This is a genomic window from Caballeronia sp. BCC1704, from assembly GCF_902833455.1.
Lineage (GTDB): Bacteria > Pseudomonadota > Gammaproteobacteria > Burkholderiales > Burkholderiaceae > Caballeronia.
The window spans coordinates 675765-690504 of sequence record NZ_CADFFT010000003.1 but is presented as its reverse complement, the minus strand read 5'-3'; the positions used below and the strand labels follow the sequence as shown (position 1 = coordinate 690504).

General features: G+C 63.9%; 13 protein-coding genes and 1 pseudogene. 9 read left to right on the top strand and 5 right to left on the bottom strand.

The window, feature by feature from the left end; genetic code table 11:
* The first annotated feature begins 11 nt into the window (after positions 1-11).
* On the top strand, positions 12-323 hold the full coding sequence (locus HWX53_RS18655) for a hypothetical protein (protein ID WP_175943541.1): 312 nt from the start codon (positions 12-14) through the stop codon (positions 321-323).
* 380 nt (positions 324-703) lie between these two features.
* Positions 704-820 (top strand): annotated as a pseudogene (locus tag HWX53_RS18650) (substrate-binding domain-containing protein); the annotation flags it as partial.
* A gap of 379 nt (positions 821-1199) precedes the next feature.
* Here HWX53_RS18650 and HWX53_RS18645 read toward each other — a convergent pair.
* Entirely contained in the window at positions 1200-2306 is a 1107-nt protein-coding gene (locus HWX53_RS18645) for a sensor domain-containing diguanylate cyclase (RefSeq protein ID WP_175943539.1), read from the bottom strand.
* Positions 2307-2775: 469 nt separating this feature from the next.
* On the opposite strand from HWX53_RS18645, the gene HWX53_RS18640 reads away from it, so the two are divergent.
* Together HWX53_RS18640 and HWX53_RS18635 are read left to right on the top strand one after the other, a co-directional pair.
* Positions 2776-4452 carry an alkaline phosphatase family protein gene (locus HWX53_RS18640; RefSeq protein ID WP_175943537.1) on the top strand — a complete coding sequence of 559 codons (1677 nt, stop codon included), beginning with the start codon at positions 2776-2778 and terminating at the stop codon, positions 4450-4452.
* Positions 4453-4566: 114 nt separating this feature from the next.
* Positions 4567-5979, top strand: a complete 1413-nt coding sequence (locus tag HWX53_RS18635) for a cytochrome c peroxidase (protein WP_175943535.1) — start codon at positions 4567-4569, stop codon at positions 5977-5979.
* Between the two features lie 12 nt (positions 5980-5991).
* Here the strand turns inward: HWX53_RS18635 and HWX53_RS18630 are convergent, their stop codons facing one another.
* Positions 5992-6474, bottom strand: a complete 483-nt coding sequence (locus HWX53_RS18630; protein ID WP_175943533.1) for an SLATT domain-containing protein — start codon at positions 6472-6474, stop codon at positions 5992-5994.
* Between the two features lie 233 nt (positions 6475-6707).
* Between HWX53_RS18630 and HWX53_RS18625 the strand changes: the two genes are divergently transcribed.
* The gene (locus tag HWX53_RS18625; protein WP_175943532.1) at positions 6708-7835 is read left to right on the top strand and encodes a YbdK family carboxylate-amine ligase; all 1128 of its coding nucleotides are present in this window, start codon (positions 6708-6710) and stop codon (positions 7833-7835) included.
* Between the two features lie 16 nt (positions 7836-7851).
* On the opposite strand, the gene HWX53_RS18620 is transcribed toward HWX53_RS18625, so the two are convergent.
* The 3 genes from HWX53_RS18620 to HWX53_RS18610 all read right to left on the bottom strand — a co-directional run bounded on the left by HWX53_RS18620 (position 7852) and on the right by HWX53_RS18610 (position 10073).
* Positions 7852-8250 (bottom strand): RidA family protein, encoded by a 399-nt coding sequence (locus HWX53_RS18620; RefSeq protein ID WP_175943530.1) that lies wholly within the window; start codon positions 8248-8250, stop codon positions 7852-7854.
* A gap of 17 nt (positions 8251-8267) precedes the next feature.
* On the bottom strand, positions 8268-9092 hold the full coding sequence (locus HWX53_RS18615; RefSeq protein ID WP_175943528.1) for an isocitrate lyase/phosphoenolpyruvate mutase family protein: 825 nt from the start codon (positions 9090-9092) through the stop codon (positions 8268-8270).
* Between the two features lie 87 nt (positions 9093-9179).
* The gene (locus HWX53_RS18610; RefSeq protein ID WP_175943526.1) at positions 9180-10073 is read right to left on the bottom strand and encodes a LysR family transcriptional regulator; all 894 of its coding nucleotides are present in this window, start codon (positions 10071-10073) and stop codon (positions 9180-9182) included.
* A 93-nt stretch (positions 10074-10166) separates the two neighbouring features.
* Between HWX53_RS18610 and HWX53_RS18605 the strand changes: the two genes are divergently transcribed.
* The 4 genes from HWX53_RS18605 to HWX53_RS18590 all read left to right on the top strand — a co-directional run bounded on the left by HWX53_RS18605 (position 10167) and on the right by HWX53_RS18590 (position 14644).
* Positions 10167-11132: an NAD(P)H-binding protein gene (locus tag HWX53_RS18605; protein WP_175943524.1), complete on the top strand. Its 966-nt coding sequence runs from the start codon at positions 10167-10169 to the stop codon at positions 11130-11132.
* A gap of 90 nt (positions 11133-11222) precedes the next feature.
* Complete coding sequence (locus HWX53_RS18600) at positions 11223-11624, top strand: hypothetical protein (RefSeq protein WP_175943522.1); 402 nt, start codon at positions 11223-11225, stop codon at positions 11622-11624.
* A gap of 148 nt (positions 11625-11772) precedes the next feature.
* Positions 11773-12468 carry an H-NS family nucleoid-associated regulatory protein gene (locus HWX53_RS18595; RefSeq protein WP_175943520.1) on the top strand — a complete coding sequence of 232 codons (696 nt, stop codon included), beginning with the start codon at positions 11773-11775 and terminating at the stop codon, positions 12466-12468.
* A 433-nt stretch (positions 12469-12901) separates the two neighbouring features.
* Positions 12902-14644 (top strand): tannase/feruloyl esterase family alpha/beta hydrolase, encoded by a 1743-nt coding sequence (locus HWX53_RS18590; protein WP_175943518.1) that lies wholly within the window; start codon positions 12902-12904, stop codon positions 14642-14644.
* Positions 14645-14740 lie beyond the last annotated feature (96 nt).

Below are 14740 nucleotides of genomic sequence, written 5' to 3'. Positions count from 1 at the left end.
AGGAGATTGCAATGACTGGCAAGTACACAGCGGCATTGGGTCTGTTGCTCACGACTGCGGTAATCGCCGCGACGCCCGCCTCGGCGAACGACGCGGGCGGCTCCGCCCTGCTGCTCGCGCAGGCGACGCCGGGCAATCAGCAGCGCAACGAAGGGCTCGGCGTGCGCGGCGGGCAGTCGGGACAGAGCGGGCAAGGCGCGAGTCCGCAGGGCGGCCAGGGCGGCGCGACCCAGACCGGCACGCCCCCGGCGGAACTGAAGCGTGATGAGACAGCGCGGCAGCATGGGAAGGCGGGCGGGGCGTCGGGGGCAAGTGGGAAGTAGGGCGTGGCGGCGGCGCGGATTGGTCGAGCAAGCATGCATAGTCGATGCCGGGCTTCGCGCTTGTCGCCTCCGAGCCGACGCCTTGACGTTGCAAGTTCCCCGCCGCGCAAGGCGCTGCATGCAAGCTGTTGCCGGAGTCGCGTCGCTCGATATGAGATCGATGACCATCGTCCTCTATCCGATGCTCGACTCGCTGCGAGCAAGCGCGCTTTGCCCAACTCGCAGTTCCACTCGTTTGCCGCATCGACTTGACGCGACCGGCGCTGGGGCCAATCGCGCGACGCGTTATGCCGGGACGTATCGAAGGATCGCGAGCCGCATTCCGTTTAACTCATCCGTCGATACGCTCGCGATGTTCGATAGTCGCCGTTCGCGACCCCGGCATTCCGGTCGGCGCAAAGCATCCGGACGAAGCGCGGGCGCTGCTGCGGTTCCTCGCGTCGCCCGCCGCGCAGCCGACCGTACGGAAGACCGGGCTCGATTCCGTCGCGCAATGAAGCCGCGTTGATAGCGGCGCGGTTTCTTGGAAGCACGGGCAGTCGCTGCATGCGACCAAGCGCGATTCGCCGGTGCAAGCAAGCTGCACGCGCCGTCCACGCAGAGTGCGCGGACGGCGGGGCTGTGAAGCAAACGCGTTGCTGACCGCGACGCACGCGCCGTCTGGCGGTGAACTTCAAAGAGTGAGTCCTTGCACGGGCAAGCCGTCGATCTACCCGTACACCCCCGCCTCAGCCAACCCTTCCTCGAACAGGACCCACCGGTTCCTTCCCCCGTGCTTGGCCGCATACATCGCGGCGTCGGCCTTTCGTAGAAGCGGCTTTGCTTCATTGCCGTCTTCGGGGCACGTGCTGATGCCCACGAATATCAGCCGCCGATCTACCCGTACACCTCGGCCTCGGCCAACCCTTCCTCGAATACGACCCACCGGTTCCTTCCCCCGTGCTTGGCCGCATACATCGCCGCGTCGGCCTTGTTCAGAAGCGGCTGCGCTGCGTCGCCGTCTTCGGGACACGTACTGATGCCCACGCTCAGACGCGGAACGACAGTGTCGCTGCCGAGCCGCACCGGCGCGTTCACCGCGTCGATGAGCCGCGCGGCCAGCGACTTCACCGCTTCGAGCGCGGGCAGCGTCGATACCATCACGAATTCGTCGCCGCCGTATCGCCCGATCTGCTCGGTGACGCCTGCCGTCGCCATGAGCCGCGCCGCGACCGTGGCCAGCAGTTCGTCGCCGTGGTGATGGCCGAGCGAATCGTTCACCACCTTGAATTCGTCGAGATCGATGAACAGCACGCTCACGCGCGTGCCGTCCGCCCGCGCCCGCGCGAGCGTGTCGTCCAGACGCCGCGCGAGCGTCGCCCGGTTCAGTAGGCCGGTGAGCACGTCGCGTTCGTTGAGATGCTTGAGCGCGCGGGAACGGTCGGCGAGCTTGATCGCCGTGCGGTGCGTGACGATGCCGAGCGACAACGGATAGACGATCAGCATCGGCGCGCTCGCGATGGTGCTCGCCGACACGCTGCCCCAGTCGAAGCCGACGCCGAACACGAGCGCGCCGAGCGCGAATCCCGCGAGACAAAAGAGCGACCCGCGCGCGAGCAAGCGCGCGCCGCCCGCCGCCACGTTGTTCATCATGAACATCAGGAGGACGAGCGTGGACGGCAGCCACGCGAACTTCATCGCGACGACGATCATCGCGCCCGCGAGGTTGTCCACGTAGATATTGCGTCGCTCGCTGCGGTCCGGGTAGGCGCCGGCGCGCGCGAGGAGAAACGCGAGGTGCGGCCAGCCGAAGCAATACGCCAGCACGAACAGTCGCGCGCCGGCCGATGCATGCTGCATCCACAGCACCGTCTGCACGAGCACGAAGCCCATCGCCAGGCCGATGCAGCGCAGCCCGTACGCCCGCCGGACAAAGCCGACGCCGCGGCGATGCGTCGCCGGCCGCTCGTCGGACGCGAGATCGGACGCATCAGCGAAGGTCATGGCGGCGGCCCTCGGTCGATGCAACGCCCGCGCGATGCGCGAAACCAAGTCCGCGCCCGAGCATGCCCGGCGCATCGCCGCGACGGGCGACGATGCAGCGGGTGAACGGTCGAAGGTGACGAAGCATGGGCTTGGAGGATGAGCGAGCGAAAGGACCGGCCGCGCGGCAAACGCGAGGCGATAGCTGGTTTACGTCGCGCGGATGCGATGCTTTAGCACGACGAACCGCGCATTTACCCGCACGATGCCGCTCATTTTTTGTCCATGCGCGTCGGCGCGTAACGCTTTCGAAAGTCCGCCGCGACGAATCGTCAACTCAAGGTAAGTCCGTCGCAAGCGCACTGTCTTAATGAGGCCATCAGCGAATGCTTAAATCCGTCGCGCGTGCACAGCGCGCGCTCTCGCTTTCGCGGCGCCTGAAAGCGCGAACGAACGAACCACTATCAAAACGACACCCGGAGTCCCCTTCATGTTTCGTCGAGCCCTCATGGTTGGCGCATCGGCCGCCGCCGCAATCGGCATGTACGCCTGCGGCAGCGACCATAATGACACCGCGCAAAGCGCGCAGAACAAGCTCGCCACGGCGACGCCCATCAAGCATCTCGTCGTGATCTTCAACGAGAACGTCTCGTTCGATCACTACTTCGCGACCTATCCGAACGCCACGAATCCGGCCGGCGAACCGGCCTTCACGGCGGCGGCGGGCACCCCGGCAGTCAACGGTCTGAGCGGCACGCTGCTGACCGCGAACCCGAACTTCACGAATACGCTGAACGGCGCGGCGGCGGCCAATCCGTTCCGCCTCGACCGCACGCAGGCGGCCACTGCCGACCAGAATCACGCGTACACCGCCGAGCAGCAGGCCTACAACAACGGCGCGGCGGACCTGTTCCCGAAGTACACGGGTAAGGGTTCGAGCGGCGGCGCGGGTTCGTTCGGCACGGCCGGGCAGGTGATGGGCTATTTCGACGGCAACACGGTCACCGCGCTCTGGAACTACGCGCAGAAGTTCGCGATGAGCGACAACGCCTACACCGACACCTACGGCCCGTCGACGCCGGGCGCGCTCGAAGTGGTGTCGGGCCAGAACAACGGCATGCAGATCGTCAAGGCGAGCAAGCCCGTGTTCAATATGACGACGGCCTCCGGTTCGTACTATGTCGCGGACGGTCAGGGCGGCTACTCGATGATCAACGACGTCGATCCCGGCTACGACATCTGCTCGAGCACGACCGATCAGGCGATGATGACCTCGAAGAACATCGGCGATCTGCTCAACGCGAAGAACATCACGTGGGGCGGCTTCATGGGCGGCTTCAACCTCGCGACCGTGAACGGCAACGGCACGACCGGCTGCAAGCGCAGCACGGTATCGCCGGTGGTCGGACAGGCGACGGCCGACTATATCCCGCATCACAACTGGTTCCAGTACTACGCGTCGACGGCCAATCCGCAGCACTTGCGCCCGAGCTCGACGGCGGCCATCGGCTCGTCCGTGGAAGCGGACGGCAAGACGCCCGAGCCCGCGAACCATCAGTACGACAGCGACGACTTCTTCGCGGCGGTGAAGGCGGGCAACTATCCGTCGGTGAGCTTCGTGAAGGCGCCCGCGTTCCAGGACGGCCACGCGGGCTATTCGGACCCGCTCGACGAACAGGCGTTCACGGCGAAGGTGGTGAACTTCCTGCAACAGCAGCCGGACTGGGACAGCACCGCCGTGATCGTCGCTTGGGACGACTCGGACGGTTGGTACGACCACGCGTACGCCACGCCGACTTCGTCTTCGTTCGACGCGCAGGCCGACCAGCTGAACGGCGCGGGCAAGTGCGGCTCGGGCGCGGCGCCGATCGGCGTCAACGGCGGCGCGGTGAACGGCCGCTGCGGTCCGGGCACGCGCATTCCATTCGTTGTGATCTCGCCGTGGGCGAAGGTGAACTACGTCGATCACACGCCGATCAGCCAGGCTTCGGTGGTGCGCTTCATCGAAGACAACTGGCTCGGCTCGGCGCGTCTGGGCGGCGGCTCGTTCGATGCGACCGCGGGCAGCATCATGGGCATGTTCGACTTCAGCGGCAAGGGCAACAACGCGAAGCTCTTCGTCGATCCGAACCTCGGCTCGCCGGTGGCTTCCGTGCCGGCAATCTAAGCCCGGCCGCGCACGCACTCACGGCGCGTCCGTGCGTGCGTTCCTTCACGTTTTCCGTTGTCGCCGCTTGCCGGCGACAACGCGTTTTAAATCACCCTTTCGTATTCTTAGTTCATGTCCACAATCGTCGATCCGGCTCTCGGCCAATCCAGTGATAAACCGAACCGGAAGCGCCGCGTGCTTCGCGTGGCCGCTTTGCTCATCGTCGCGGCGGGCGCGTTCGGCGCGTATGCCGTCGTCGCGCCGTCGCGCGTGCCGGCGGTAATCGGCGATATCGTCGAGAATCTGACCGGCGCGAACGCGCATCCTGTCGTGTTGCAACGTCCGCCGACGGTGCAGCTGAGCGCCGTCGCGCAACTCGGCAAGCGCATCTTCTTCTACCGCAGTCTTTCGGCGTCGGGCCAGCAGTCGTGCGCCTCGTGCCACGATCCGGCGCATGCGTTCGGCCCGCCGAACGATCTCGCCGTGCAACAGGGCGGGCCGCATCTGACGCTGCCGGGATACCGGCCGCCGCCGTCGCTCATGTATCTGTATCGGCAGCCGGCATTCAGCATCGGCCCCGATCAGGGCGATGCCGACGAAGCGCCGGATCTCGCGAAACTCGCCGCGCAGGCGAGCGGCACGACGCGCGCGCAGAAAAGCGCGGGCGTGGCGCCCGCCGCCCCGGCGATGGTGCCGCAAGGCGGCCTCTTCTGGGACGGCCGCGCGGATACGTTGCAGGCGCAAGCGAGCGGGCCGATGGTCAACCCGGTCGAAATGGCGAACACGAGCCTCGCGCAAGTCGCGGACAAGCTCGCGCATACGTCGTACAAGGGGGACTTCGAGAAGCTCTTCGGGCCGCGCATTTTCGATAGCGGCGATCTGGCGGTATCCGAGGCGATGTTCGCCGTGGCCCGTTATCAGGTGGAAGAGCAGGCGTTTCATCCGTACACGAGCAAATACGACTACTGGCTCGAAGGCAAGGCGCGGCTGACGCAGGCGGAACTGCACGGACTGCGCCTCTTCAACGATCCGGACAAGGCGAATTGCGCGGGCTGTCATGTGTCGAAGCCGAGCCCCGACGGTCTGCCGCCGATGTTCACCGACTTCCAATACGAATCGCTGGGCGTGCCACGCAACAACGCGCTCGCGATCAATCGCGATCCGACGTTTTACGACATGGGCGTGTGCGGCCCGTTCCGCGAAGACCTGCGCGAACAGACGCAGTATTGCGGCATGTTCCTCACGCCCACGCTGCGCAACGTCGCGACGCGGCGCGCGTTGTTTCATAACGGCATCTATCGTTCACTGGACGACGTGATGGCGTTCTATAACGAGCGCAACACCGCGCCGCAAAAGTTCTATCCGAAGGACGCCAAGGGCGAGGTGCGCAAGTACGACGACTTGCCGCCGCAATTCCACGCGAACGTGGACGACAAGGACGCGCCGTTCGATCGCAAGCCCGGCGATAAGCCCGCGATGACGCAAGAGGATATTCACGATATCGTCGCGTTTCTTCACACGCTGAACGATGGGTACAAGCCTTGAACAGCGCGGTCGCTAAGGCGTTCGCATGACACGCCGCGGCACGTGCGGCGCGTTTTGCGCGATGTCGTCGAGCTCGTCGCGCACCACATCGATGCTGAACATCGCTTCTTCGCGCGCACCGTCGACGTGAATGGTCTCGAGTCGCCGGCGCACCGCGCCATAGCGCGCGCCGGCTTTGCGATGCAACTCCGCGCGCTCGCTATAGCGCAGAAACGTCTGCAATGAGGCGAGCACCGCAGCGCTCATGCTCGTGAGTCCGACGACCACGCGCAATCCCGGCGACACGGCCAGCGTCACCAGCGACACGAACGCCGATGTGCCCGTGAGCGCGGTGATGGCGATGACCGCGAGCCCCAGGTATCGTGCGCAGGCACTCAGGCGGTCGGCCATCGCGTAGTGACGTATTTGCGCTTCGCGGGCGCGTCTTATCCATGTGAGAACGAGCGTTTCGGGGTCGTGCGGCGGGTCGTAGGGCGCGTGCTTAGTAGTGGGCATGTTCAGAAAGCATTGGAATCTTGATAGTGAATATGCCTGCTGAATAAGACACACGGTGTCTCGGACAAAGAGGCTGGCACCGCAGCGCCTTTCTTATCGAAACTCTGTGCGCGTTACGATCGATCGTTCGATTTCAATTCGAACGGGACGCATGCCGTCTCATCGTCAAGCCCTGCTCGTCGCGTAGAATGAACTCGCCGCTTCGTCTCGTCTCCCGCGAAACAGGACACTCCATGCTCCAGCCATTTGCATCGTCAGAGCCTTTTACGATTGGAGTCGAACTGGAAGTTCAGGTCGTGAATACGCACGACTACAACCTGACGAAGGCGACGACAGAACTTCTGAATCGCGTAAGAGAAGAGCGTTTCGAGGGCGCGATTAATCCAGAGACAACCGAAGGCATGATCGAGTTGTCGACGGGCATCTGCAAGAACTACGATCAGGCGAAAAGCGAATTGCAGGTGCTTCGCGATACGCTCGTTCGGGCAGGCGACTTTCTCAATGTCGGCGTGTGCGGCGGAGGAACGAATTTCTTCCAGAACTGGTACGACCAGCGTTCCGACGGACGCGAGCGCTCCGAATATCTGATGGGGCTTTATGGCGCGCTCTATCAGCAATTCACGATTTTCGGTCAGCACGTGCATGTCGGCTGCCCAGACCCCGACTCGGCACTCGTTCTGTTGCATTCGCTTTCGCGTTACGTGCCGCATTTCATTGCGCTCGCCGCGTCTTCTCCGTTCGTGCAGGGGAGCGACACGCAGTTTCAATGCGCCCGCCTGAATTCCGTCGCGCCGTTTCCATTGTCGGGACAAGCGCCTTTCGTGACGAAATGGAGTGAGTTCGAAGCGTACTTCGAGCGCATGACGCACACGGGTCTCGTCAAAAGCCTGAAAGACTTCTATTGGGACATTCGTCCGAGTCCGGGATACGGGACCATCGAAGTGCGCGTAATGGATACGCCGCTGCGCGTCGAATGGGCCGCGGCCATTGCCGCGTATATTCAGTCGCTCGCGCGCTATCTGCTGACCGATTTGCCTTTGCGCCTGACCGAGCGCGACTATGAAGTCTATCGGGCGAACCGGTTCATGGCGTGCCGCTTCGGACTGGATGGCGTATGCGTGAATCCGGAGACACGAAATCGCCGCCCGATTCGCGAAGACATTCTCGCCACGCTCGACGCGATCGCGCCGCACGCCCACGCGCTCGCCGCTGATGAAGCGCTCGACGCGATCAGGCGCACCGTGACGCAGGGAATGACCGATGCGATGTGGCTGCGCCGCATCTACGGCGCGCACGATTCGCTGCACGAAGTCGTGCGCCAGCAATGCCGCGTTTGGCGCGGCGCGCAGACGCCGGAATGATGCGGCTCTTGCTGGCCTATGGTGACACCGCCGCCACGCAGTCGATCTCGATGTCGAAGCGTCCCGGCCACGCGGGCACATTCACGAAGATGCGCGCCGGCGGCTCATGCCCGAAGAAGCGCGCATAGACCTCGTTCACGACGGGAAACATCTCCACCGACGTGCAGTAGACAGTGCACTTCAAGACCTGATCGAGCGACGATCCCGCCGTCTCCACGCATAGCTTCAATTGCTCCAGCACGCGTTGCGTCTGTTGCTCGATAGGCGCATCGAGCACGTCGCCGGTCTCGGGATCGAAGGGCGGAAGACCGGAGACATACACCGTGTCGCGATGACGCGTGACGACCGATACCGGCGCCTTCCTGCGTTCGAGCCAACTGGAAAGCGGTTCCACGCGAATGATTTCACGAGCCATGACAGGCTCCTTCGAAGTCACGCGTTGCCTGAAAACAGCGCGTTGAGTTGGGCGCCGGATGCCGCGCCTTCGAAGCCGTCGAAGCGTCCGTCGGCAAGCGTCGCGGCCGCGCGCATGAAACCGCCCCACGCGGCCCGCGCCAGCGCGCCGCCGACACTCACGCGCCGCACGCCGAGCGCGGCGAGATCGCTCAGCGTGAAGGCCGACGGTCCGCCGATCAGCACGTTGACCGGCTTGGGCGCGACTGCGGCGACCACGGCCTCGATCTGCTCGCGAGTGTGAATGCCGGGCGCGTAGAGGCAGTCGGCGCCCGCCGCTGCATAAGCCGTGAGGCGCGCGAGCGTGTCGTTCAGATCGGGCGTTCCGGCAAAGAAGTTTTCCGCGCGGCCGATCAAGAGCGTGTCGCCGCCATTCGCATCGATGGCGCGGCGGGCCGCTTGCAGTCGCGCGACGGCGACGTCGAGCGGAAAGAGCGGCGCGGATGCGTCGCCGGTGGAGTTTTCGATCGACAAGCCGGCCACGCCGGTCGCGACCGCCAGCTCGACGCTTGCGGCAACCTCGGCGGGCGTCGCGCCGAAGCCGTTCTCGAAGTCGGCGTTCACGGGCAGATCGGTGGCGTCCACCATCGTGCGCAAATGCGCGAGAACGAGATCGCGCGTGACGTGATTGTCGGCGTGTCCGGTGGACCAGGCAAAGCCGGAACTCGTCGTCGCGAGCGCCTGAAAGCCGAGGCTCGCGAGATAACGCGCGCTGCCCGCGTCCCAAGGGTTCGGCAACATGAAGCAACCCGACTCATGCAATGCGCGAAAGGCCGCGCGTTTCTCTGCGACGCTGCGTGACATGACGTTCTCCGATGGTTCACGCTCGATGATTGATTGTCTCACCCGCCTGCGCCGAGTCGTTTCACGCGCGCCCGAAGCATGGCTGCATCACCGTACATAGTCCAGAAGCCCTTGCACGAGCGCATCGAAAGTCGCGCGGCAAGGCGGCGATGCGCGCAGGTCCTCGTGCATGGTCACCCACGTTTCGAGTTGTAGCGCGACGAGCTTGGGCAGCACGCGGACGAGCGCCGCATCGCGGCGGGCGAGCGGCACCTGACACACGCCGATGCCCGCGCCCGCGCGGATCAGCGCGAATTGCGCGACATCGCTGTCGGTGCGTAGCGAAAGCGCGCCGCGCGAGTAGCCGGGAAAGGCCTTGCTCGCCTCGCGGACAAAGGCCGTCCATTGATCGTAGCCGATGATCGCGTGTTTCCACAGCGCCGCCGCGTTCCTGGGCGTGCCATGCATCGCAAGATAGTCACGATGCGCATGCAGCCCGAGTTCGATGCTGCCGATACGCCGCGCGACGAGTTGCGTCTGCTTCGGCCGCACCATGCGCACGGCGATATCGGCTTCGCGCCTGAGCAGGTCCTGCACGCGATTGGACAGCACCAGTTCTACGACGAGATGCGGATTCCGTTGCCGCAGCGCGGCGATGATGGGCGGCAGTACTTCGACGCCCACCACATCGCTCGCCGATACGCGCACCACGCCTCGCACGTCGCCGCCATTGCCGTGACCACTGGCTGCGCGTTCCAGCGATAGAGCCGTGCTCTGCATCGCCTCCGCATGAACGCGCAGGGCGAGCGCGACGTCCGTCGGCTGCAAGCCGGTTTGCGAACGCGTGAAGAGGCTCACGTTCAACGCCCGTTCGAGCGCCTCGATGTGACGGCCAGCGGTCGGCTGCGTGATGCCCAATGCGCGCGCCGCCGCCGACAGCGACCCTTCCTGAAGCACCGCTAATAGCGTGCGATACAGTTCCCATCCTATGTTGTCGGCCATGCAAATTTGTATATCCGCTCTACGTAGTTAGGCAATTCTATTGCAGCCGTGTCTCGCGCAGAATCATCCAATCGACATAACAAGGAGCGTGGCATGACTCGGAAAACGGCTTTGGTGCTTGGCGCAACCGGCGGCATCGGCGGCGAGGTTGCGCGGCAGTTGCGCGATGCAGGCTGGCACGTGCGCGGCTTGCGGCGTTCCGCTGCGGCAAGCGAGCAGACGGACGGCATCGAATGGATGCACGGCAATGCGATGAATCGCGCCGACGTGACGCGCGCGGCGAAGGGAGCGACGGTCATCGTGCATGCGGTGAACCCGCCCGGCTACCGGCGCTGGGCCGATCTCGTGCTGCCGATGCTCGACAACACGATCGCGGCAGCGAAGACCGAGCGCGCGACGATCGTGCTGCCGGGCACGGTGTACAACTTCGGACCGGACGCGTTTCCCGTTATCGCCGAAGATGCGCCGCAACATCCGCTCACGAAGAAAGGCGCGATTCGCGTGGAGATGGAAGCGCGGCTCGAACGTGCAAGCCGCGACGGCGTGCAGACGTTGATTGTGCGCGCGGGCGATTTCTTCGGGCCGAAAGCGGGTAACAACTGGTTCTCGCAAGGGCTCGTCAAGCCGGGAAAGCCGGTCGAAAAGATCGTCTATCCGGGGACGGCCGGTGTCGGACACGCATGGTCGTATCTGCCGGACGTGGCGCGCACCATGGTTGACCTGCTCGCGCGCCGCGATACGCTGGGCCGTTTCGAACGCTTCCATATGCGCGGCCACTGGGACGACGACGGCACGCAATTCGCCGCAGCCATTCAGCGCGTGATCGCGCGACAGACCGGGCGAGCGCCTGCGATCGGCGCCTTTCCGTGGTGGCTGCTCACGCTTGCATCGCCATTCAACGTGACCTTTCGCGAGATGCGCGAAATGCGTTATTTATGGCGAACGCCGGTGCGCATGATCAACACACGGCTGCTCGATGCGCTCGGTCATGAGCCGCATACGCCGCTCGACGATGCAATCAAAGCGACGCTTCTGGGTCTGGGCTGCGTTGAGTCTTGAACGAGAGGCGTAAGCAGACAGGGATTGCGCATAGCCGCTCGTCGTCGTAACGTGAGTCATCCGGCGTCGCGATTGCCGAGGGCAATGATCATGTCAACCGAGTGGAAGCGTCGCGTCCGATTGTTCGTGCAGCGTTTCTGGCAGCCGACGAGTGCATGCATGACCTGCATGCCGGGTAGCTGGAGCAATGTGATGAGTCTCGCGCACTGGACTATCGCATTCAAAACCGGTCTCCTGACCGGATTGCTCGCGGTGCTGCTGACTTTCACGCCGGCGACGAAACTCTATGGAAACCGATATGGCAATGCGTTGCTGGTCGGCCTGCTGACTGCGTTAGGCGACGCGTATTCACACGCAAGTCATTACTCCAATCCGTACGTCGAACATATTCTGACGGGCGTGGTATCGGGAATCCTCGCGTTCATTGCTTCGTTTCTATTCGAGGATCGCGCTCGCCGCATTCGTGACATTTGGGCGCGTATCTTCGGCTAGCGTGCGTTTAGCCGCTTAATTCGCCCCGCAAAAATCGTCAAATTGCGTTTGATTCGATCGATGTCGGCCATTGTGTCACGCGATGAATGTGTTTCGCAGGCAACGCATATGGCATAGTGCGGGCATTGCAATCGAAAAGGGGAGTCCTATGGCAACGCTCAAAGACATTCAGACGAAGATAGCCAAGCTACAGGCGCAAGCCGAAGCAATAGCGAAGAAAGAGTCGGCGGGTGTCATCGCCCGAATTCATTCGTTGATGGACGAATATGGTTTGACTGTCGACGACTTGCGCGCGGACGCTGCCGGCAAGAACACCGGTGCGAAACGCGGCGCGAGCACCGGGTCGCAGAAAGGCGGCGCGTCGAATGCGAAATATCGCAATCCGAAGACCGGGGCGACATGGAGCGGTCACGGCCGCGCGCCCGGCTGGATTGCCAATGCGAAGAACCGCAACAGGTTCCTCATCGACGCTGGCGCGAGCACGGCCTCATCCGCCGATGCGAAAGCGGCCAAGCCTCTCGGCAATTATGTACGCGGCCCGCAGCCGCCGAAGTATCGCGATCCGAAGTCAGGCGCGGAATGGAGCGGCCGAGGCAAGGCGCCGGCGTGGCTCGCGTCCGCGAAAGACAGAACGAAGTTTCTGATCGATGCGACAGCGGCGAACGGCGCGTCAGAGAAAAAGACCGCAACCAAAAAGACGGCCACGAAGAAAGTCGCAAAGAAAGCACAGGCCGCGACCAGGAAAGCGGCTTCGAAGAAGGCTGCAAAGAAGGCTTCCGCCAAGCGCGCTTCGGTCTCAGAGGCCGCGCAGAATGGCAGCGCGAATGCAGCTGAAGCCAGTTAAGTCACGCAAGCGCCGGTTCGTCATGTGAATGACTTCGGCGCATCTTTAAGCACGGCAAAGAAGCGTGCTACTCGCTCGCCTTCGATGGCGAGCGATGAATCATCGGCTCAATTCGCCAACCCATGCGAGCGCAAGGGACGCATACGGCCTTCCGCCAATCGCAAAGTCAATCCAAAGCAAACGCGGGTCGATGAGCCATTCATCGACGAGGTAAAGCCTACCTTCGCAACTCTCTCCTATTTCCGCCGAAGCAGTAAGTCTTATTGAATTGATTGCCATCCCACGCGTTGGTACACGCCCCGCTTGACTTCCATCGCGCCGCCGTCAACGATTCTTACGCGGACGCAAAAAAGCGCACCGCACGACGCGGCACGACAAAGCCGTTCACGAGAGCCGTTCACGAGAGCGATTCAATTGCCAGGAGGAAGGAGACATGCCCGAAGCATTCTGCAGGCCTCGCATTATTCGATACGTCAACAAGGCAGCGGTGGCGGCTGCACCGTTTGCCGCGCTGGCGCTTGCCGCGTGTCATGGCGGAAACGACGATAACAATAGCGGCACGCCGCCGACCGCTGCGCTCAGTTGTGCGCAACTCGCGGGAATGAGCGTGCCTGCAAGCGCGATCGGGTTGCCGACGACGGGCGCGACCGTCGCCGCCGCCGCGGTCGTACCCGCTTCGGGAACGGGCGTCTCGGCGACGCCCGAGTATTGCCTCGTGAGCGGATCGATTGCGCCCGTCGATCAGACCGCGCCGAAGATCAACTTCCAGGTCGCGATGCCGACGCAGTGGAACAGCAAGGCGATGATGTTCGGCGGTGGCGGCTACGATGGCACCGTACCGGCCGTGACGGGCAACGTCCCGGCCGGCCCGACGACACAGCCCGCGCCGCTCGCTCGCGGCTATGCGGTATTCGCGAGCGATTCCGGCCATCAGGCCGGCGCGCTCGGCAGCCGCGACGGTTCGTTTGGCACCAACGACGAAGCCGTCGCGAACTTCTCCGGCGATGCGCTCAAGAAAACGCGCGATGCAGCGGTCTATCTGATCGGCAAGCGTTACGCGGTGGACAAGCCTAAGCGCGCCTACTTCGCGGGCGGCTCGTCCGGCGGACGCGAGGCGTTGGCCGTCGTGCAGCGTTGGCCGCAGGACTGGGACGGCTCCATCGTCCTATATCCGGCATGGAATGCGGCGAGCCTCGACCTGCAATTCGGCCGCATCACGCGCGCACTCGCGCAGCCGGGCGCGTATCCGAATCAGGCGAAGCGCAAGGTGCTGCTCAATGCCGCGGTGTCCGCCTGCGATGCGCTCGACGGCGTAGCCGACGGTCTCATCAGCAACGTGGCCGCCTGCAATGCGAGCTTCGATCCGGCGACCGCGACGGTGAACGGCACGCCGCTCAGATGCGCGAACGGCGCGGACACCGGCGACACGTGCCTCTCCGATGCGCAGATCACCGCGCTGAAGGTGTACGCGACGCCGATCACGTTCAACTACCAGCTCGGCAGCGGAGAGACGCAGTATCCCGGCTTCAACGTGTGGGGCGCGGACCTGGGCGTCGTGAATGCATCGGCGGTGCAGCCGACCGTCATCAGCCTCGCGTTGAATCTGCTGCAGCCGGCGAGCCCGATGCCTGCCACCGCGCCTTACTTCAGCGTCTTCTGGGACCAGTGGATTCGCTACTTCGTGGCGCGTGATCCGAGCGTCAATTCGCTCACGGTCGATCCGCAAAACCCGGGCGCGTATCAGGCACGCATCAGCGCGTTGACTGCCGAGCAGGACGTGAACAAGACGGACCTGTCCGCGTTCAATGCGAAGGGCGGAAAGATCCTGATGGCGCACGGCATGGCCGATGCACTCGTCAGCACGCAGGCCACGGAGCAGTATTACCAGCGTTTGCGTCAGACGATGGGCGCGTCCACGGTCAGCAATTTCGTGCGCTATTACGAGATTCCCGGCTACGGGCACTCGACCAGCAGCATCTTCAACGCGGGATGGGACTCGCTGACGACGCTGGAGAACTGGGTCGAGAAGGGCGTGACGCCGCCTGCGCAAGTCGTCGCGGACAAGACCGGCGTGCCGGGCCGCACGCGCCCGCTGTGCGAGTACCCGACCTTCCCGCGCTATAACGGTTCGGGCGATGTGAACGTCGCGTCGAGCTTCACGTGCGCTGCGCAGTAATGGCGTGTTGATGACCGATGCCGCGGGCTTGCATCATGCTCGCGGCATCGGTTTTCTCGGCGGGGCAAGAAAGTTGATAAACGCTCGCGCTTCGGC

Excerpts from the sequence above, each read along its gene's own strand:
- HWX53_RS18645 (WP_175943539.1), bottom strand. The coding sequence starts at position 2,306 with ATGACCTTCGCTGATGCGTCCGATCTCGCGTCCGACGAGCGGCCGGCG.
- HWX53_RS18605 (WP_175943524.1), top strand. The coding sequence starts at position 10,167 with ATGACTCGGAAAACGGCTTTGGTGCTTGGCGCAACCGGCGGCATCGGC.
- HWX53_RS18635 (WP_175943535.1), top strand. The coding sequence starts at position 4,567 with ATGTCCACAATCGTCGATCCGGCTCTCGGCCAATCCAGTGATAAACCG.
- HWX53_RS18625 (WP_175943532.1), top strand. The coding sequence starts at position 6,708 with ATGCTCCAGCCATTTGCATCGTCAGAGCCTTTTACGATTGGAGTCGAA.
- HWX53_RS18600 (WP_175943522.1), top strand. The coding sequence starts at position 11,223 with ATGTCAACCGAGTGGAAGCGTCGCGTCCGATTGTTCGTGCAGCGTTTC.
- HWX53_RS18655 (WP_175943541.1), top strand. The coding sequence starts at position 12 with ATGACTGGCAAGTACACAGCGGCATTGGGTCTGTTGCTCACGACTGCG.
- HWX53_RS18595 (WP_175943520.1), top strand. The coding sequence starts at position 11,773 with ATGGCAACGCTCAAAGACATTCAGACGAAGATAGCCAAGCTACAGGCG.
- HWX53_RS18630 (WP_175943533.1), bottom strand. The coding sequence starts at position 6,474 with ATGCCCACTACTAAGCACGCGCCCTACGACCCGCCGCACGACCCCGAA.
- HWX53_RS18620 (WP_175943530.1), bottom strand. The coding sequence starts at position 8,250 with ATGGCTCGTGAAATCATTCGCGTGGAACCGCTTTCCAGTTGGCTCGAA.
- HWX53_RS18615 (WP_175943528.1), bottom strand. The coding sequence starts at position 9,092 with ATGTCACGCAGCGTCGCAGAGAAACGCGCGGCCTTTCGCGCATTGCAT.
- HWX53_RS18590 (WP_175943518.1), top strand. The coding sequence starts at position 12,902 with ATGCCCGAAGCATTCTGCAGGCCTCGCATTATTCGATACGTCAACAAG.
- HWX53_RS18610 (WP_175943526.1), bottom strand. The coding sequence starts at position 10,073 with ATGGCCGACAACATAGGATGGGAACTGTATCGCACGCTATTAGCGGTG.
- HWX53_RS18640 (WP_175943537.1), top strand. The coding sequence starts at position 2,776 with ATGTTTCGTCGAGCCCTCATGGTTGGCGCATCGGCCGCCGCCGCAATC.